Source organism: Rhodococcus sp. NPDC060086, assembly GCF_042730275.1.
Taxonomy (GTDB): Bacteria; Actinomycetota; Actinomycetes; order Mycobacteriales; family Mycobacteriaceae; genus Rhodococcus.
The window spans coordinates 105,539-122,388 of record NZ_JBHWWZ010000009.1 but is presented as its reverse complement, the minus strand read 5'-3'; the positions used below and the strand labels follow the sequence as shown (position 1 = coordinate 122,388).

General features: G+C 66.5%; 17 protein-coding genes and 2 tRNA genes. 12 read left to right on the top strand and 7 right to left on the bottom strand.

Annotated features, from left to right (window positions below):
* Positions 1–2: 2 nt before the first annotated feature.
* Positions 3–731 carry a hypothetical protein gene (locus ACFWB0_RS08410; protein WP_378489975.1) on the top strand — a complete coding sequence of 243 codons (729 nt, stop codon included), beginning with the start codon at positions 3–5 and terminating at the stop codon, positions 729–731.
* A 21-nt stretch (positions 732–752) separates the two neighbouring features.
* On the opposite strand, the gene ACFWB0_RS08405 is transcribed toward ACFWB0_RS08410, so the two are convergent.
* Positions 753–1,145 carry a globin gene (locus tag ACFWB0_RS08405; RefSeq protein WP_378489974.1) on the bottom strand — a complete coding sequence of 131 codons (393 nt, stop codon included), beginning with the start codon at positions 1,143–1,145 and terminating at the stop codon, positions 753–755.
* A 186-nt stretch (positions 1,146–1,331) separates the two neighbouring features.
* Here ACFWB0_RS08405 and ACFWB0_RS08400 point away from each other — a divergent pair, with 186 nt between their 5' ends.
* The 3 genes from ACFWB0_RS08400 (at position 1,332) to ACFWB0_RS08390 (ending at position 2,769) form a co-directional block, all read left to right on the top strand.
* Positions 1,332–1,958 carry an HNH endonuclease gene (locus ACFWB0_RS08400; protein ID WP_378489973.1) on the top strand — a complete coding sequence of 209 codons (627 nt, stop codon included), beginning with the start codon at positions 1,332–1,334 and terminating at the stop codon, positions 1,956–1,958.
* Positions 1,959–2,045: 87 nt separating this feature from the next.
* Positions 2,046–2,312, top strand: a complete 267-nt coding sequence (locus ACFWB0_RS08395; protein ID WP_378489972.1) for a hypothetical protein — start codon at positions 2,046–2,048, stop codon at positions 2,310–2,312.
* On the top strand, positions 2,299–2,769 hold the full coding sequence (locus tag ACFWB0_RS08390; protein WP_378489971.1) for a DUF5130 family protein: 471 nt from the start codon (positions 2,299–2,301) through the stop codon (positions 2,767–2,769). Before ACFWB0_RS08395 ends, ACFWB0_RS08390 begins: the two co-directional genes overlap by 14 nt.
* An 80-nt stretch (positions 2,770–2,849) precedes the next feature.
* Here ACFWB0_RS08390 and pepN read toward each other — a convergent pair whose 3' ends face one another.
* On the bottom strand, positions 2,850–5,432 hold the full coding sequence (pepN, locus tag ACFWB0_RS08385) for an aminopeptidase N (RefSeq protein WP_378489970.1): 2,583 nt from the start codon (positions 5,430–5,432) through the stop codon (positions 2,850–2,852).
* A gap of 62 nt (positions 5,433–5,494) precedes the next feature.
* Positions 5,495–6,736 carry an NAD(P)/FAD-dependent oxidoreductase gene (locus ACFWB0_RS08380; RefSeq protein ID WP_378489969.1) on the bottom strand — a complete coding sequence of 414 codons (1,242 nt, stop codon included), beginning with the start codon at positions 6,734–6,736 and terminating at the stop codon, positions 5,495–5,497.
* Between the two features lie 158 nt (positions 6,737–6,894).
* On the opposite strand from ACFWB0_RS08380, the gene ACFWB0_RS08375 reads away from it, so the two are divergent.
* Positions 6,895–7,524 carry a DsbA family protein gene (locus tag ACFWB0_RS08375; protein WP_378489968.1) on the top strand — a complete coding sequence of 210 codons (630 nt, stop codon included), beginning with the start codon at positions 6,895–6,897 and terminating at the stop codon, positions 7,522–7,524.
* 80 nt (positions 7,525–7,604) lie between these two features.
* Here the strand turns inward: ACFWB0_RS08375 and ACFWB0_RS08370 are convergent, their stop codons facing one another.
* Positions 7,605–8,561 carry an ABC transporter substrate-binding protein gene (locus ACFWB0_RS08370; protein WP_378489967.1) on the bottom strand — a complete coding sequence of 319 codons (957 nt, stop codon included), beginning with the start codon at positions 8,559–8,561 and terminating at the stop codon, positions 7,605–7,607.
* A gap of 98 nt (positions 8,562–8,659) precedes the next feature.
* Here ACFWB0_RS08370 and ACFWB0_RS08365 point away from each other — a divergent pair, with 98 nt between their 5' ends.
* Both ACFWB0_RS08365 and ACFWB0_RS08360 read left to right on the top strand, forming a co-directional pair.
* The gene (locus ACFWB0_RS08365; protein WP_378489966.1) at positions 8,660–9,136 is read left to right on the top strand and encodes a ribose-5-phosphate isomerase; all 477 of its coding nucleotides are present in this window, start codon (positions 8,660–8,662) and stop codon (positions 9,134–9,136) included.
* Positions 9,137–9,139: 3 nt separating this feature from the next.
* Positions 9,140–9,937, top strand: a complete 798-nt coding sequence (locus ACFWB0_RS08360; protein ID WP_378489965.1) for an Fpg/Nei family DNA glycosylase — start codon at positions 9,140–9,142, stop codon at positions 9,935–9,937.
* Between the two features lie 35 nt (positions 9,938–9,972).
* Here the strand turns inward: ACFWB0_RS08360 and ACFWB0_RS08355 are convergent, their stop codons facing one another.
* From ACFWB0_RS08355 to ACFWB0_RS08345, 3 genes are all read right to left on the bottom strand, one after another.
* Positions 9,973–10,761, bottom strand: coding sequence for a DUF1542 domain-containing protein (locus tag ACFWB0_RS08355; RefSeq protein WP_378489964.1), 789 nt, complete (start codon positions 10,759–10,761; stop codon positions 9,973–9,975).
* A gap of 53 nt (positions 10,762–10,814) precedes the next feature.
* On the bottom strand, positions 10,815–11,987 hold the full coding sequence (locus tag ACFWB0_RS08350) for a WS/DGAT domain-containing protein (RefSeq protein WP_378489963.1): 1,173 nt from the start codon (positions 11,985–11,987) through the stop codon (positions 10,815–10,817).
* A 137-nt stretch (positions 11,988–12,124) separates the two neighbouring features.
* A tRNA-Gly gene (locus tag ACFWB0_RS08345) sits at positions 12,125–12,198 on the bottom strand.
* Positions 12,199–12,357: 159 nt separating this feature from the next.
* On the opposite strand from ACFWB0_RS08345, the gene ACFWB0_RS08340 reads away from it, so the two are divergent.
* The 5 genes from ACFWB0_RS08340 to clpX all read left to right on the top strand — a co-directional run bounded on the left by ACFWB0_RS08340 (position 12,358) and on the right by clpX (position 16,848).
* A tRNA-Pro gene (locus tag ACFWB0_RS08340) sits at positions 12,358–12,434 on the top strand.
* A 74-nt stretch (positions 12,435–12,508) separates the two neighbouring features.
* Positions 12,509–13,891 carry a trigger factor gene (tig, locus tag ACFWB0_RS08335; RefSeq protein ID WP_378489962.1) on the top strand — a complete coding sequence of 461 codons (1,383 nt, stop codon included), beginning with the start codon at positions 12,509–12,511 and terminating at the stop codon, positions 13,889–13,891.
* A gap of 110 nt (positions 13,892–14,001) precedes the next feature.
* Entirely contained in the window at positions 14,002–14,628 is a 627-nt protein-coding gene (locus ACFWB0_RS08330) for an ATP-dependent Clp protease proteolytic subunit (protein ID WP_378489961.1), read from the top strand.
* Between the two features lie 49 nt (positions 14,629–14,677).
* Positions 14,678–15,340 carry an ATP-dependent Clp protease proteolytic subunit gene (locus ACFWB0_RS08325; protein WP_378489960.1) on the top strand — a complete coding sequence of 221 codons (663 nt, stop codon included), beginning with the start codon at positions 14,678–14,680 and terminating at the stop codon, positions 15,338–15,340.
* A 230-nt stretch (positions 15,341–15,570) separates the two neighbouring features.
* Complete coding sequence (gene clpX, locus ACFWB0_RS08320; RefSeq protein ID WP_378489959.1) at positions 15,571–16,848, top strand: ATP-dependent Clp protease ATP-binding subunit ClpX; 1,278 nt, start codon at positions 15,571–15,573, stop codon at positions 16,846–16,848.
* Positions 16,849–16,850: the final 2 nt, after the last annotated feature.

Here is a 16,850-nt window from a genome sequence, read left to right as displayed (position 1 = left end):
GCGTGCCGCCCGGTACGCCGGGATGGGGTGCGCGGGCGGTCGCTCTCGCCGGCGAGAGCGACCGCACCGACCTCGCAGCGTTCCTCACGCGCGCGTTGCGCCTCGACGAGGCGGCGGTCGTACGATTGCGACGTCGGGGCGAAGGTGTTCTCGTCGCCTGGGTCCAGACGGGATTCGAGGTCCTCGCGACCCGTATCGTGCGAGGAACCGTCCAGCCCGCCGACCTCTGTGTCGCCGCAGATTCGCTGCGGGCCGCACTCACCGCGACGGCAGGTACCGCAAAGGCGATCGATCCGGGATGGGCGATGGACTCTGCGTGGCGGGGAGCGTTACCGCCGGACGAGGGATTCGTCCATGTCGACGACGTGCCGGCTCGGATCCTCGTCGAACTCGCCCAGCAGGGTGTGGCACTGACCCGCGAGGCTGGAGCGCAGGGACCACCGGCGTCGCTGCTGGCGCAGGAAGTCCTCGAGGTCAGCGGAGGCGAGGCCCCAGGAGGGAATGAGACGACGGTCGGGGTGCCCATGCGGATGGTGTTCGCACTCGGGGCGATGGGATTCGTGCCCACCACCGGCCCCGACACGACGGCCGCGGGAGGGATCGATGCGGGGGCGATCGCGGCGGACGAGGTGGTGCGGGTACGCGCCTCGAACACTTGGATCCGGCTCGATGCCCGCTTCGGCTCGGTCTACCTGCGGAAAAGTGGAGGTCTCGGCCTGAGCGTGCTCTGACGAGCGCTCAGGCCGTGTCGGTCACACCGGCGAGTTCACCAGCGAGTCCGCGGCCATGTCGATGTAGTCGACGAGTTGGCGGCGATGCGCGGCGTCGAGCGTTCGATCGTCGATCGATGCGATCGCGGTGTGCATGCACCGCAACCAGGCGTCGCGCTCGAGCGGGCCGATCTTGAACGGATGATGACGCATCCGCAGTCGTGGGTGACCGCGCTCGTCCGAGTAGGTGCGGGGCCCTCCCCAGTACTGTTCGAGGAACATCCGCATGCGGCGCTCTGCCGGGCCGAGATCCTCCTCGGGGTAGAGGGGGCGGACGATCTCGTCCTTCGCCACCTCTTCGTAGAAACGCGCGATGATCTTGCGGAAGGTCTCGGCGCCGCCGATCTCGTCGTAGAAGGTCTGCTGGTCGGTCATCGTGTGCTTACCTCCCTCTCACCGGCCATTGTGCCCGCACCGGAGTATGCATGCCCGTACGGGGTGACGTACCCGCCGGTACCGACGACACAGGATGTTCACCGGTCGGCCCTTGATTCGTCCGCGGATTTCGGGTGCGATTCGGAGGTATCCGTGGTGCACTGTTTCCAGTCTTCCGGAGGTCGTATGAAGCACGGCAGCACAGCACATCGACAACTGTCGCCCGCGGACGCCCCGATCGGGGCGCCGGGGGCCACCACACTGCAGTTGGTACGCGACGACGTCGGTCTACCCGACTGGGTGAAACGTCGGGTCCTGCTGCTCAACGCCACCTACGAGCCGCTCACGGCGCTTCCCGCGCGACGCGCCGTGGTCCTCATGGCAGGTGGCAAGGCCGACACTGTGCACGACGACCCGCTCGCACCGATGGTTCGATCGGCAGAATGGTCGGTGCAACTGCCGTCGGTGATCCGGCTGCGCACCTACGTGCGGGTGCCCTATCACGCGCGGGTGCCCATGACCCGGGCCGCGCTCATGCACCGCGACAGCAATCGCTGCGCGTACTGCGGCTCCAAGGCGGAAACCATCGATCACGTCATTCCCCGGAGTCGCGGTGGAGCACATGCCTGGGAGAACTGCGTGGCGTGCTGCGCACCGTGCAACCACAAGAAGGCAGACAAACTGCTCAGCGAGCTCGGGTGGACGTTGCGTGCGTCCCTGGTGCCTCCGAAGGGTAGGCATTGGCGCCTGCTGGCCACCCTGCAGGACCTGCACCCGACGTGGCTTCCGTACCTCGGTGAGGGCGCTGCCTGACCGTCGCGGACAGGAAAACGTACTCGAGCAGGGACCAAATCCGGGGCATGTGAGGTCTTTCGTTGCCACCTGGGATACCTTCTCCCTGTGAGCATTCTCGAGACAACGCTGATATTTGTCGGCATCCCGCTGCTGATCGTTCTTGTCTTCGCGGCTTTCTCCTGGACGGCACCCCGCAATCCCGGCCCGGCCGCGTCCGACAACCCGTACAGGCTCGGCGACGAGTGGCAGCACGGTGCACTGCTGTGGAGCGCAACCGACGAGGTGACCCCGCACGGTCGCCACGCACATCACGGGCACGCAGCCGGTGCACCGGCAGACCTGATCGGAGGGACCGCAAGTGGCAAGTGGTGACGTGATTCATGCCCCGGCGCGCACCGACGCGCCCCTGCCGCACGCCGCGGCTCTGACGTCGAGCGGCCGGATCTCCGAGGCCCGTGCCGACGGTATCGAGTTCGCGGGCCCGCCGTTCGAGGACGACGACCTGATCGCCCTCGACGACACGCTCACGTCCGCGATCCGCGCCACCGGCGTGCGCTTCAACGTGTACATCGCCGATGCGCCGGATCCGGCTGCCGCCACCGACACGGTGTTCCCGTCGACGCCCGAGGCCGAGAACTCGGTGCTCATCGCCGTGTACCCGAACCAGAAGGCCGTCGAGGTCCGCAGCGGACGCGACGCCGCCCAGGTCACCGACCGGATCGCTCAGCTCGGCGTGACCGCAGCGGTAGGACCGTTCGGTCAGGGACAGCTCATCGACGGCATCATCAGCGCCGTCCGCGTGATCGCCAACGCGATCATCACCCAGTAGGACCCCGCTTCTTCGGCCCGATGCCACCTTCGGTCACCTCGAGTGACCGAAGGCGACATCGGGCCGTTTGCGTTCCGTCGTCAGGACGCGTCGAACGCCTGTGCCCGCAGCGAGCGCACGATGCCCGCGCGTCCCTCCGTGATCAGGCGGCGCAGTGCCGGCGGCCGATCACCGGCGAGGAACTCGTCGGCCGCCGCGACCGAAGCCTCGCTGATCGACCAGGACGGGTACAGGCCCACGACCACGGTCTGCGCGACCTCGCTGGACCTGCGCTCCCACACGTCGGGCACCTCCGCGAAGTACCGGGCCACGTAGGGCTCGAGCAGTTCCGACTGGCCGGCGGGCGCGAAGCCACCGATGATCGCGCGGGCCGTGATGTTCGGGACGGTATCGTCGCCGACCACTGTCTGCCACACCTGAGCCTTGACCGCTTCCTGCGGACGGGCCGCGCGTGCCGTCGCTGCCTGCCGGGCGCCGGCTGCGGTCGGGTCACGCTCCGCTTCCGCATCGATGAACGGCGACTCGACCCCTTCGGCATCGACCTCGCCGGCAGCCGCAAGTGCCTGCACCAGACGCCACCGCAGATCGGTGTCCACGACCAGACCTGGCAGCCCGACCCGCGCGGGGTCGCCGCCGAGCAGCTCCTCGAAGACCTCCGTGTGCCACGGTGACAACCTGGCCGTCGACAACGCGTTGACGAACGCGAGCTGATGGTCGGATGCCGGCTCGGCGTCACGTGCCAGCTCGAGCAATCGGTTCGTGTAGTCGTTCCAACCGGACCCATCGGCCCACGCGGGATCGGCGTAGCTGCCGATTGCCGTGTGCGCTTGCATCAGGAGGCGCTGCACGACGCCCACCTCGGTCTCAGCGGTGATACCGCGCTGTATCAGCGCAACGAACTCACGTGCCTTCAGTTCGGCCTGGCGGGTCATCTCCCACGCCGCCGACCACACCAGCGTGCGCGGCAGCGACTCGGCGATGTCGCCGACACGTTCGGTCACCGTGCGGAGCGACTCGTCGTCGAGCCGGACCGAGCAGTAGGTTAGGTCGTCGTCGTTGACGAGCACGAACTTGCCGCGGTCCACGCCGATGAGCTCGGGGACGTCGGTGCGCGCGGTTGCGTCGACGTCGATCTCGACGCGGTGGGTGCGGACGAGCCTGCCCGAGCCGTCGTCGTCGTAGACGCCGATCGCGAGGCGATGCACCCGGTACTCACCGGCACCGGGCTGCGCACCCTCCTGCAGTACCGCGAAACGGGTGAACTTTCCCTCGCCGTCGACTTCGAAGTCGGGGCGCAGGATGTTCAGGCCCGTCGTCTTGAGCCACTGGGCGCCCCATCCCGACAGATCGCGTCCCGACGACTTCTCGAGCGCGGCGAGCAGGTCGTCGAACGTCGCATTGTCGAAGGCGTGGTCGCGGAAGTACGCCCGCAGGCCTTCGAGGAAGGGTTCCTGCCCGACGTAGGCAACGAGTTGCTTGAGTACCGAGGCGCCCTTCGCGTACGTGATTCCGTCGAAGTTGACCTCGACCGCGGCGAGGTCGGGAATGTCCGCGGCGATCGGGTGCGTGGACGGAAGCTGGTCCTGCCGGTACGCCCACGACTTCTCGACGTTCGCGAACGTCGTCCACGCATTGGTGTACTCGGTGGCCGAGGCCTGCGAGAGCACGGACGCGAACGTCGCGAAGGACTCGTTGAGCCACAGGTCGTCCCACCACCGCATGGTGACGAGGTCGCCGAACCACATGTGCGCCATCTCGTGCAGGATCGTCTCGGCGCGACGCTCGTAGGAGTAGCGGGTGACCTTGGACCGGAAGACGTAGTCCTCGAGGAAGGTCACGGCGCCCGCATTCTCCATGGCGCCCGCATTGAACTCCGGCACGAACAGCTGGTCGTACTTCCCGAAGGCGTACGGGATGCCGAAGTTCTCGTGGTAGAAACCGAAGCCCTGCTTCGTCTCCGTGAACAGACGTTCGGCGTCCATGAACTCGGCGAGGGACGCGCGGCAGTAGAGGCCGAGTGGGATCGTGCCGTGCTCGTCGGTATAGGCGTCGGTCCATTGGGCATACGGACCCGCGATGAGCGCGACGAGGTAGGTGCTCATCCTCGGTGTGGTGCGGAAGATGTGCTGACCGGGCGATGCGGCGGTGGTCTGCACGGTCTCGGAGTTCGAGATGACCTGCCAGTCTGCGGGCGCGGTGACCGACAGATCGAAGGTGGCCTTGAGATCGGGCTGGTCGAAGCACGCGAACATCCGCTTGGCGTCGGCAGTCTCGAACTGCGAGTACAGGTACACCGCGTCGTCGGTCGGATCGACGAAGCGGTGGAGTCCCTCGCCGGTGTTCGTGTACAGGCAGTCGGCGTCGACGACGAGCTCGTTGTGGGCAGCGAGCCCGGTGAGCGCGATGCCGGTGTCCTCGCTGTATCCGGACACGTCCACGGGCGAGCCGTTGAGCGTGGCCGAATGCACGGTCTGCGCAATCAGATCGATGAAGGTGGACGCGCCTTCGGTCGCGTCGAACGTCACCGTGGTGACGGACCGGAACGTAGTGGCCCCCGGTGCTCCGGACCCGTCGGTGAGGTCGAGAACGATGGTGTAGTTGTCGACGCGCAGGACCGCTGCCCGCTCGGCGGCCTGCTCGCGGGTCAGGTTCGGTGGTGCCACAGGAAACTCCTTCTCACGACGGGATGTCGGTCGGAACCCATCCCATCATGGTCGGGTCGCGCTCAGGTGGCGACGCTCGACAACGGCACGCTCGTGTCCGCGAGGCGGGCAGGATCGACGGGTGAACCCGAGGAGACGAGTGCGCGGATGTCGTCGCCGGCGTCCCAGATATTCACGTTCATGCCGGCCAGTACCTTGTTGTCGCCGTCGAGCCAGAATGCGAGGAACTCGCGCTTCGCGACGTCTCCGCGTGTGATCACCCGCGAATCGGGTGGGGCGAGCCCGACATATTCCATCCCGAGGTCGTACTGGTCGGTGAAGAAGTAGGGGAGGCGGTCGTAGGGGGCGTCGATGCCGAGCATCGTGGCAGCGGCAACGAAAGGTTGGTTGAGCGCGTTGGCCCAGTGCTCGACCCGGACGCGGCCACCGAGTGCGGGATGTTCGGCCGCTGCGATGTCGCCGACCGCGACGATGTCGGGATCACTTGTGGTCAGCGATGCGTCGACGAGAACCCCGCCGTCGACGGCCAGGCCCGCTTCCTCGGCGAGTTCGACGTTCGGTGCCGCACCGACTGCGACGAGCACCGCATCGGCAGGCACAGTGCTGCCGTCCGCGAGAACGACCCCGGTGGCGCGGCCACCGTCGACGGCGATCTCACGCACCGAGGCACCGAGCCGCAGATCGACGTCGTGCGCCCGGTGCAGGTCGGCGAACACCGCGCCGATCTCCGGGCCCAGCGACCCGGACAGGGGTGTCTGTGCGGATTCGATCACCGTCACGTCGGCGCCGTACCCCCGCGCGCCGGCTGCGATCTCGAGCCCGATCCATCCTGCGCCGATGATCGCGAGGCGCGCGGCGGTGCCGTCATCGCGCCGGATCGCAGCGAGCAGCTCGTCTGCCTCACCGACGGTGCGCAGGACGTGAACACCCGGCGCATCGGCCCCCGGGAGAGGCAGGCGCCGGGAGCGCGACCCGGTCGCGAGCGCCAGCTTGTCGTAGTGCACGGTCGATCCGTCCGGCAGGACGACCGTGTGCGCGGCGGGGTCGATCGCGGTGACCGTCGTGCCGAGACGAAGGTCCACGCGATGATCTCGGTACCAGTCGCCGCGCTGCACGGTGAACTCGAGCAGCCGCTTGCCGCCCGCGAAGTATTCCTTCGACAGCGGCGGTCGTTCGTACGGCAGGTGTTCCTCCGCGCCGAACAGCACCACGTGGCCGGGGAAGTCACGGGCCCTCAGTTCTTCGGCCACCTTCGCGCCCGCCAGGCCTGCACCGACGATCACGAACGTCTTCTCACCCGGCATCGCATGACCTCTCGTTCGTGTGCGTGCTCGACGCTGTACGTCCAGGTCCTCCCGTCCGACGGTACGGGGACGATGCGCCGGTGCGGCGACGATCGGGAAGAATGCCTCGCGAAACGGTGTTGCATTCCCTGTAACCCGACTTTCGTGAGGAGATCATCTTGAGCGACCCGACCACAGGTACCGCAGGCAAGGACACCGCAGACTTCTGGTTCGACCCGCTTTGCCCGTGGTGCTGGATCACCTCGCGATGGATCCTCGAAGCCACCGAGGTGCGCGACATCGAGGCACGCTTCCACGTGATGAGCCTCGCCGTGCTCAACGAAGGCCGCGACCTGCCCGACGAGTACGCCGAGATGATGAAGACGGCCTGGGGTCCGGTGCGCGTCGCGATCGCCGCGTCGCAGAAGTACGGCGACGAGATCCTCGAGGGCCTGTACACCGCGATGGGCACACGCATCCACAACGAGGGCAACAAGGACTTCACCGACGTCATCGCCGGTGCACTCGCCGAGCTCGACCTCGATCCCGCCCTCGCGCAGGCCGCCGACAGCGAGGACTACGACACGGCGCTTCGTGAGAGCCACGCGGCCGGGATGGACGCCGTCGGCCCCGACGTGGGAACCCCCACGATCCACGTCAACGGTGTCGCGTTCTTCGGGCCGGTGCTGTCGAAGATCCCGCGCGGCGAAGAGGCAGGAAAGGTATGGGACGGAGTGGTCGCGCTCGCGTCGTACCCGCACTTCTTCGAACTCAAGCGCAGCCGCGACGAAGATCCGTCGTTCGACTGACGATCGATCGGATCGAGAGAAAAGTGTCCCTCCGGCTCGTACGAGCCGGAGGGACGACTTGTGTGGCGTAGGGGAATGTGTCAGCCGAGGGTCTTCTCGAGGTCGTCGAGGATGGTGTTCGCGCCGACCACACCGATACCGACCATCCAGGTTTCGTCCTCGAACTCGTAGACCTTCCCGGCCTCGACCCCGGGCTGCGCGCCCCACAGGCCGGTGACCGCTGCCATGGTGGTCGCGGCCGGATTGCCTCCGGGATTGGTGAAGAAGACGACGTCGCCGTCGATCTCGGTGTAGTTCTCGGGGCTGAGTTCGAGCATCGAGTACTCGTTCCAGGCGCGGTCCGCACCGAGGTCGTAGCCGACCTGCGTGAGGATGGTGCCGGAGAAGGTGTCGGGTCCGTAGAGACGGAAGTTGTCGGGTCGGAACCGGACCATCGAGGCGGTCTGCCCCTCTGCGCCTATGTCCTTGCCGACCTGCACCGCGCGTTCCTCGACTCCGGTGAGCAGGGCCTCCATCTCGTCGGTCTCGCCCACCGCGGCGGCCGTGATGCGGGCCTGTTCTTCCCACTCGGTACCCGAGTTGACGGAGAAGACGGTCGGGGCGATCGCCGAGAGCTGCTGGTAGAGCGCTTCGTGCCGTACCTGCGCACCGATGATCAGATCGGGGTTCAGGCTCGCGATGGCTTCGAGGTCGGGCTCCATCGTCGGGCCGACGGATGCGATTCCCTCGAGTTCGTCGGCGAGGTACTCGGGGACACCGGTCGCCGCACCCGATTCGGTGGCGCCGACCGGCGTGATGCCGAGTGCGACGAGGGCGTCGAGATGCGGGGAATCGATGACGACGATGCGCTCGGGCGTGCCCTCGATCGTCGTCTCACCCATCGCGTGCTCGACGGTGTATGCCGCGTCGGTGGAGGCCTCGTCCGAGGTGGTGGCCTCGTCGGACGAGGTCGACCCGCAGGCCGACAGGAGCCTGGCCGTGGCGGCAGCGGCTGCGGTCAGGATGACGCGCGTCGATCGTCCTTGTGCTGTGAACATTCGCCCAACTTAGCGGTTCGACTTAGGTGAGGGAAACCTCACTCCCGTCGGATGCGAGCGGTTCACGTCTCGCCGTGGCGTCTCGCTAGACTCGCTCCATGCGCGTTTACCTGGGAGCCGATCACGCCGGCTTCGAACGGAAGAATCAGATCATCGAGCACCTGACGGCGAACGGCCACGAAGCCGTCGACTGCGGCGCCTTCGAATACGACGCACTCGACGACTACCCGGCGTTCTGCATCGAGGCCGCGCGTCGCACTGTTGCCGATCCGGGCAGTCTCGGACTCGTCCTCGGCGGCAGCGGCAACGGTGAGCAGATCGCCGCGAACAAGGTTCCCGGAGCGCGTTGCGCGTTGGCGTGGAGCGTCGAGACCGCGAAGCTTGCCCGCGAGCACAACAACGCCCAGCTGATCGGTATCGGCGGCCGGATGCACTCCCTCGAAGAGACGCTCGCGATCGTCGACGCCTTCCTCGCGGCCGAGTGGTCGAACGAGGAGCGGCACCAGCGTCGCATCGACATCCTCGCCGAGTACGAGACGTCCGGCGACGCACCTGCGGTACCGGGCGCGAACTGACCGGTGCCCGAAGGACACATCCTGCACCGGCTCGCCCGGTTGCACCACGAGTGGTACGCGGGTGCGCCGGTGCGGGTGTCCAGTCCTCAGGGGCGTTTCGACGAGGGCGCGGCGACGGTGAACGGGCGCGTTCTCACGCACGCCGACGCCTGGGGCAAGCACCTGTTCCACCACTACGAGGGCGCGCTGACGGTGCACGTGCACCTCGGAATCTACGGAGCGTTCACCGATTCCGAACTTCCACTCGGTGAACCCACGGGGCAGGTCCGCATGCGGATGATCGGTTCCGGACACGGCAGCGATCTGCGCGGACCGGCCGCGTGCGAGATCCTCACCGAGGTCGAGGTCGACGCGATCGAAGCGCGTCTCGGTCCCGATCCTCTACGTGCCGACGCCGATCCGGAGCAGGCGTGGGCGAGGATCAGCCGTTCCCGCAGCCCGATCGGTGGCCTGCTCATGGATCAATCGGTGATCGCGGGAATCGGCAACGTCTACCGCGCCGAAGTGTTGTTCCGGCACGGAATCCATCCCGAACGACCCGGCAAGAATCTCTCACGCGCCGAATTCGACGCGATCTGGGCCGACCTCGTCGAGCTGATGCAGGTCGGAATGGCGCGTGGCCGTATGCATGTCGTACGCACTGAAGACGACCACGGCGCACCGGCATACGCGAAGGATCGACCCCGCACCTACGTGTACCGGCGCACCGGGGATCCGTGCCGAGTGTGCGGCACACCGGTGCTCCACAAGGTGATGGGCGCGCGGAATCTGTTCTGGTGCCCGGTCTGTCAATCGGAGTGAGTTCTGTCGATCGGAGTGAGTGAGGGACGAGTAGCTCAGAACCCGTCGAACCCGAAGTCGCCGAACCCGCTGTCGCCACCGAACGAGTCGCCGCCACCGAAATCATCGCCACCGCCGTCGGAACCGCCACCACCGCTGTCGTCGCCACCGATGTTGTCGCCCGCGGCACCGTCCGTGCCGTCCGCTTGACCGCTCTCGAAAGCCTGCGCGTCGTACGGCACCCCCGCCATACCCGCGAACAGTGACGAGAACAGGAGCATCGAACCCACGCCCCACGCACCCGCGACCAGAGCGGGCTTCCACCATGGCTCGGAGTACCACCCTGCAGGGACCGGCCTGCCCGCGACACGGCCACCCGGGTAGTAGTTCGGGGTGTGTGCCGACGGTGACGGCGACGCAGCGACCTGCCGGCCCTCGAACTCGACCTCACGATCTTCGGTCACCGATCCTGCAGACTTCTGGCCGTCGAGAGTGGGGATCTCCGGCCCAGGGTCCATGCCCATCGCCGTGCGGGCAGCGCGGATGTAGTAGAGCCCTTCGAGCGCGGTCTGCTTCGCGAGTCGCGCCTGAACGGGGGATTGTGCCTGGTCGATCTGCGAACCGGCGGCCGTGAAGCGCTCGGCGGCGTCCGCGAGCGCGTGCCGCGACGCGTCGTCGGTGCCGGTGAGGTTGTAGATCTGGCCGCCGAGTCGTTCGATGGCCTGGCGGGCGTCCGCTTTGGCGTCGTCCAGGTTTCCGGCAGCGTGTCGGGTGGTGTTCTTCTGCGAGCGAGCGACGAAGTACACGACGACGGCCACGGCTGCGAAGATGAGCAAAATTTCCACGGTGAGTCCCTACGACGGGGTCGTTCGGTACAGGCCCCAGCGTACCGATCCTGTCAGCTGTCGAGGACGGTCTGCAGTCCCGCACGCAGGCACTCGTCGAACGCCTTGCGGTCGGGTACTGCGGCAGGGTCGACGGTGAGCCCGACACAGCACATGTCGCGGTACGACATCAGGGTCGCGTTGACCGCCGACCCGAGGGTTCGGCCGAATCCGTAATAGCGCGCGATGCCCGCGCCCGCCACGAACAGGGGTGTCGTCGAACCCGGCACCGTGCAGGTGAGCACGTCGTCGTGGCCGAACATCCGAGTTGCGGGAAGCACACTGGGGTCGTCGGGCGCACCTGCGGTCACGCGGTCGATGCGTCGCATCAGATCGACCGGCCCGTCGTCGATCTCGGTGCCGCCGAGAGAGATGTGCGCGGGTTCTTCGGATCCGCTGCCCGGGATCGCGGCGAACAGGTCGTCCGAGGGGGAGCCGTGGGTCTGCCGGTACGACGCATATCCGAGGAGCACTGTGGCCGCGACACCACTTTCGAGTCCGCATCCGGCGCGATCCACGGCGTCGCGCATCTCGTCGCGGGAGATGTCGAGGGTATGAAGCCGATGTGTTCCACCTGTGGGGATCGCGCGGTGGGGGAGCGGCTGCGACGCCGGTGCGAGGATCGCCTTCATCAGATCCGAGGTGCTGTCCACGACGAGTTCGGTCGACGAGCGAATCGCGTCCGCGGTGTGTTCCGACAGGTTGCGCAACCACGCCCACACCGAGCCGTGCTGTGCGTCGTCCGGTGTGGATGCACTGTGCCCGTCGCGTTCGGGGCGCACGATGCTGATCACGAGTGCCGCTTGACCGCCGGTGAGCCCGTCCACGAGCGTCAGGCCCCAGCCGGCGCGATGAGCGTCGACGGTCTCGGGAACAGCAGGAGTCAGCGACAGCACGTCGGAGAAACCAGCAGTTCCCGTCAGTGACATCCGGTCGAGATGCCACGGGACGTCGTCGTGGTCGCCGTTGCGTCGCGCGACGTCGAGCCCGATGGGAACCTCGACCACCCTGTGCCGGAACGCCGCGGCCTCCAGATTTCCGGGCGCGAGCATCGCGGTGACGCGATCCCATTCCGGTACTGCGTCGAGGAGTACCGCTGCGACGACAGACGACCTCGAGGCCGCGGCCGCGGACCCTGTTGCCGCCTCGCCGGACCTCCTCGACGTGCGGTCGGGTGTCTCGCTCACACTGGCGACGCTCTCACAGCCGCCGGGCGTGCGGTCTCGGATTCGAGTCGGTACTCCGGTATCGAGTCGAAACGGTGATCCGGACGCTGCACAAACGAGAACCGCCCGCGATCTCGATGAGATCACGGGCGGTTCGCTGGAGGGGATGACGGGAATCGAACCCGCGTGGCCAGTTTGGAAGACTGGGGCTCTACCATTGAGCTACATCCCCGCACTTGCGGCTTCGTAGGATTTCACCGGGTGGTTTTCCGGTGCTCTCCGGCGTTCGCCGCTTGCAGGATGAGACTGTACCGAACCCGGCTTTGGAATTCATAATCGGGGGGCCGTAGGATTCAGTCCGGCCCCCGGCACCGCGGCGGGAGCAGTACGACGGGATGTGGCGCAGCTTGGTAGCGCATCCGCTTTGGGAGCGGAGGGTCGCAGGTTCGAATCCTGTCATCCCGACCAGATCGAACAGCGTCAGGGCGCTCAGTAGTGAGAACGAACGACCGACAAGAGCACGACAAGAAGGAGCCATGTCCGTGAAGAGCACCGTCGAGCAGCTGAGCCCGACGCGAGTCCGTATCAATGTTGAGGTGCCCTTCGAGGAGCTCCAGCCTGATTTCGACCGCGCCTTCCAGTCCCTCGCCGGCCAGGTGCGGATCCCCGGATTCCGTCCCGGCAAGGCCCCGCGCAAGATCCTCGAGGCTCGCGTCGGTCGCGGTGCAGTGCTCGAGCAGGTCGTCAACGAGGCGATCCAGTCGCGCTACTCCGAGGCTGTGACCGCGAACGAGGTCAAGGCCATCGGCCAGCCCGAGATCGACATCACCAAGCTCGAGGACAACGTCGAACTGGTCTTCGCGGCCGAGGTCGACGTGCGTCCCGAGGTCACCCTCCCCGACTTCTCCGAGATCGCGGTCACCGTCGATCCCGTCGAGATCTCGGACGAGGACATCGAAGAGCAGCTGCTGTCGCTGCGTCAGCGTTTCGGCACCCTCACCGGCGTCGAGCGCGCCGTGCAGGACGGCGACTTCGTGTCGATCGACCTGTCGGCCACCGTCGACGGCGAAGAGGTCACCGAAGCCGCCACCGAGGGCCTGTCTCATGAGGTCGGCTCCGGCCAGCTCATCGAGGGTCTCGACGAGGCCGTCATCGGACTCGAGGCCGAAGGGTCGAAGGAGTTCACCTCGACGCTGGTCGCCGGCGAGTTCGCGGGCAAGGAAGCCGTCGTCACCGTCAAGGTGAACTCGGTCAAGGAACGCGAACTGCCCGCTGAGGACGACGAGTTCGCGCAGCTCGCCAGCGAGTTCGACACCCTCGACGAGCTGAAGGCAGACCTGCGTGAGCGTGTCGGCCGCGTCAAGCAGGTCGAGCAGGCCGGCCAGATCCGCGACAAGGTGCTCGACGAGCTCCTCGACAAGGTCGAGGTGCCGTTGCCCGAGGCCGTCGTCCAGGCCGAGATCGACAGCGCACTGCACGACGCGATCCACGAACTCGAGCACGATGAGGCTCAGCTCGACAAGCTGCTCGAGGCTCAGGGTTCGAGCCGCGAGGAGTTCGACAAGGAAGCTCGCGAGTCGGCAGAGCGGTCCGTCAAGACCCAGCTGCTCCTCGACGCGATCGCCGAGTCGGAGAAGACCACGGTCGAGCAGGAAGAGCTGACCGAACGCATCTTCTTCCAGGCGCAGCGCTACGGCATCCCGCCGGAGCAGTTCATCCAGCAGATCAGCCAGGCCAACCAGCTCGGCGCGATCTTCGCGGACGTCCGCCGCGGCAAGGCTCTCGGCACGGTCGTCGACCGGGTTGCCGTCACCGACACCACCGGTGCGACCGTCGACACCTCCGAGCTCTTCGGTGGCGCGAAGTCCGACTCGGATGAGGCTGCCGACGACGCCGAGGCGACCGAGGAGAAGGCATCCGAGTAATCGGATCTTTTCCGCTTTGAGCGAAGATGGGCGGCACCGGGCATCCGGTGCCGCCCCGTTTCGTTAGTGTCAATGTCAGCAATCCACGATTGACGAGAAGGCAGGTACCCGTGACTCCTCAGAATCCGGCGACATCCATCGGCCCGATGATGACCTCGGCCACCGCTGGCCTGAACCTCAGCGACTCGGTGTACGAACGCCTGCTCCGCGAGCGCATCATCTTCCTCGGCACCCAGGTCGACGACGACATCGCCAACAAGCTCTGCGCGCAGATCCTGTTGCTGTCGGCGGAAGACCCGACCCGCGACATCTCGCTGTACATCAACTCCCCGGGGGGTTCGGTCACCGCGGGCATGGCGATCTACGACACGATGAAGTTCGTGGAGTGCGATGTGGCGACGTTCGCTATGGGCCTGGCTGCGTCGATGGGGCAGTTCCTGCTCTCGGCCGGCACCAAGGGCAAGCGCTACGCTCTGCCGCACGCGCGGATCATGATGCATCAGCCGTCCGCCGGGATCGGTGGTACCGCGAGTGATATCGCCATCATGGCCGAGCAGTTCGCACACACCAAGCGTGAGATGGCCGAGCTGATCGCAGAGCACACCGGGCAGACCGTCGAGCAGATCACGATCGACTCGGACCGCGACCGCTGGTTCACAGCGAAGCAGGCACTCGAATACGGCTTCGTCGACCACGTCGTCGCGCGGGCCCAGCAGGCCGGCGGCACGTCGAACTAGGCCCGAGGCCCCAGACCCGCTCCACGTCCCACACATTCTTGGAGAAGCGATGACCAACATGTTCGATCCGCGCCAGCTCGGCGGCCAGGCTCCGAATTCGCCGGCGAGCCGCTACATCCTCCCGTCGTTCATCGAGCACTCGAGCTACGGCGTCAAGGAATCCAACCCGTACAACAAGCTCTTCGAGGAGCGCATCATCTTCCTGGGTGTCCAGGTCGACGACGCGTCCGCGAACGATGTCATGGCTCAGCTGCTCGTGCTCGAGTCGCTCGATCCCGACCGCGACATCACCATGTACATCAACTCGCCCGGTGGTTCGTTCACGTCGCTGATGGCGATCTACGACACCATGCAGTACGTTCGCGCCGATATCACCACCGTGTGCCTCGGCCAGGCGGCGTCGGCTGCGGCCGTGCTGCTCGCGGCCGGTACTCCGGGTAAGCGGCTCGCGTTGCCGAACGCCCGTGTGCTCATCCACCAGCCCGCGACAGGTGGCATTCAGGGTCAGGTTTCCGACCTCGAGATCCAGGCCGCGGAAATCGAGCGCATGCGCCGTCTCATGGAGACGACGCTGGCCAAGCACACCGGCAAGGACCCCGAGCAGATCCGCAAGGACACGGATCGGGACAAGATCCTCACGGCAGCAGAAGCCGTCGAGTACGGTCTGATCGACAGCGTGCTCGAGTACCGCAAGTTGTCCGCTCAGGCATAGTCACACCCGGCCCGGTCGAACCGCACCGAGTGTGTTCGGCCGGGCCGTTGTGCAGGGTGTGGTCGCGTCATGGCAGGCGCACACAAATATGGCCGGAAACGCGAAGAACCTGTCGACCCGCGTGCCGGAGTCCGGGTACGGTCGATCAAAGGGCCCGCTCCCCGGGGGCCGGCGCTCGTCGACGGACACGGGATCGGTTGCACGCATACGAGGAAGTAGGGACCTGACAGATGGCACGTATCGGTGACGGCGGGGATCTGCTCAAGTGCTCGTTCTGCGGAAAGAGCCAGAAGCAGGTCAAGAAGCTCATTGCGGGCCCTGGGGTCTACATCTGCGACGAGTGCATCGACCTCTGCAACGAGATCATCGAGGAGGAGCTCGCCGAAACCAGCGAGGTCAAACTCGATGAGCTGCCCAAGCCCGCCGAGATCCGGGAATTTCTCGACAATTATGTGATCGGCCAGGATTCTGCGAAACGGTCTCTTGCGGTGGCTGTCTACAACCACTACAAGCGCATCCAGGCCGGCGACAAGACGCGCGACGCGCGCGGTGAGTCGGTCGAACTCGCCAAGTCGAACATTCTTCTGCTCGGCCCCACCGGCTGCGGCAAGACCTACCTTGCCCAGACCCTCGCGAAGATGCTCAACGTGCCCTTCGCGATCGCCGACGCCACCGCACTCACGGAGGCCGGGTACGTCGGTGAGGACGTCGAGAACATCCTCCTCAAGCTGATCCAGGCCGCCGACTACGACGTCAAGCGCGCTGAGACCGGCATCATCTACATCGACGAGGTCGACAAGATCGCGCGCAAGAGCGAGAACCCGTCGATCACCCGCGACGTCTCGGGCGAGGGCGTCCAGCAGGCACTGCTGAAGATTCTCGAGGGCACGCAGGCGTCGGTGCCCCCGCAGGGCGGTCGCAAGCATCCGCACCAGGAGTTCATCCAGATCGACACGACGAACGTGCTGTTCATCGTTGCCGGTGCCTTCGCGGGTCTCGAGCGGATCGTCTCCGACCGCGTCGGCAGGCGCGGGATCGGTTTCGGCGCCGAGGTGCGGTCGAAGGCCGAGATCGACACCACCGACCATTTCGCCGACGTCATGCCCGAAGATCTCATCAAGTTCGGGCTCATTCCCGAGTTCATCGGCCGCTTGCCGATCGTCGCGTCGGTGACCAACCTCGACAAGGAATCGCTTGTCGAGATCCTGTCGGAGCCGAAGAACGCCCTTGTCAAGCAGTACGTGCGGCTGTTCGAGATGGACGGTGTGGAACTCGAGTTCACCAAGGACGGGCTCGAAGCTGTCGCCGACCAGGCCATCCTGCGCGGTACGGGTGCCCGCGGGCTCCGGGCGATCATCGAAGAGGTGCTGCTGCCGGTGATGTACGACATCCCGAGCCGCGACGACGTCGAGAAGGTCGTCATCACCGCGGAGACCGTGACCGACAACGTCCTGCCGACCATCGTGCCGCGCAAGCCCGACCGCGAACGTCGCGAGAAGAGCGCCTGACC

Excerpts from the sequence above, each read along its gene's own strand:
- ACFWB0_RS08405 (WP_378489974.1), bottom strand. The coding sequence starts at position 1,145 with ATGACCGACCAGCAGACCTTCTACGACGAGATCGGCGGCGCCGAGACC.
- ACFWB0_RS08400 (WP_378489973.1), top strand. The coding sequence starts at position 1,332 with ATGAAGCACGGCAGCACAGCACATCGACAACTGTCGCCCGCGGACGCC.
- ACFWB0_RS08380 (WP_378489969.1), bottom strand. The coding sequence starts at position 6,736 with ATGCCGGGTGAGAAGACGTTCGTGATCGTCGGTGCAGGCCTGGCGGGC.
- ACFWB0_RS08370 (WP_378489967.1), bottom strand. The coding sequence starts at position 8,561 with ATGTTCACAGCACAAGGACGATCGACGCGCGTCATCCTGACCGCAGCC.
- ACFWB0_RS08365 (WP_378489966.1), top strand. The coding sequence starts at position 8,660 with ATGCGCGTTTACCTGGGAGCCGATCACGCCGGCTTCGAACGGAAGAAT.
- ACFWB0_RS08325 (WP_378489960.1), top strand. The coding sequence starts at position 14,678 with ATGACCAACATGTTCGATCCGCGCCAGCTCGGCGGCCAGGCTCCGAAT.
- clpX (WP_378489959.1), top strand. The coding sequence starts at position 15,571 with ATGGCACGTATCGGTGACGGCGGGGATCTGCTCAAGTGCTCGTTCTGC.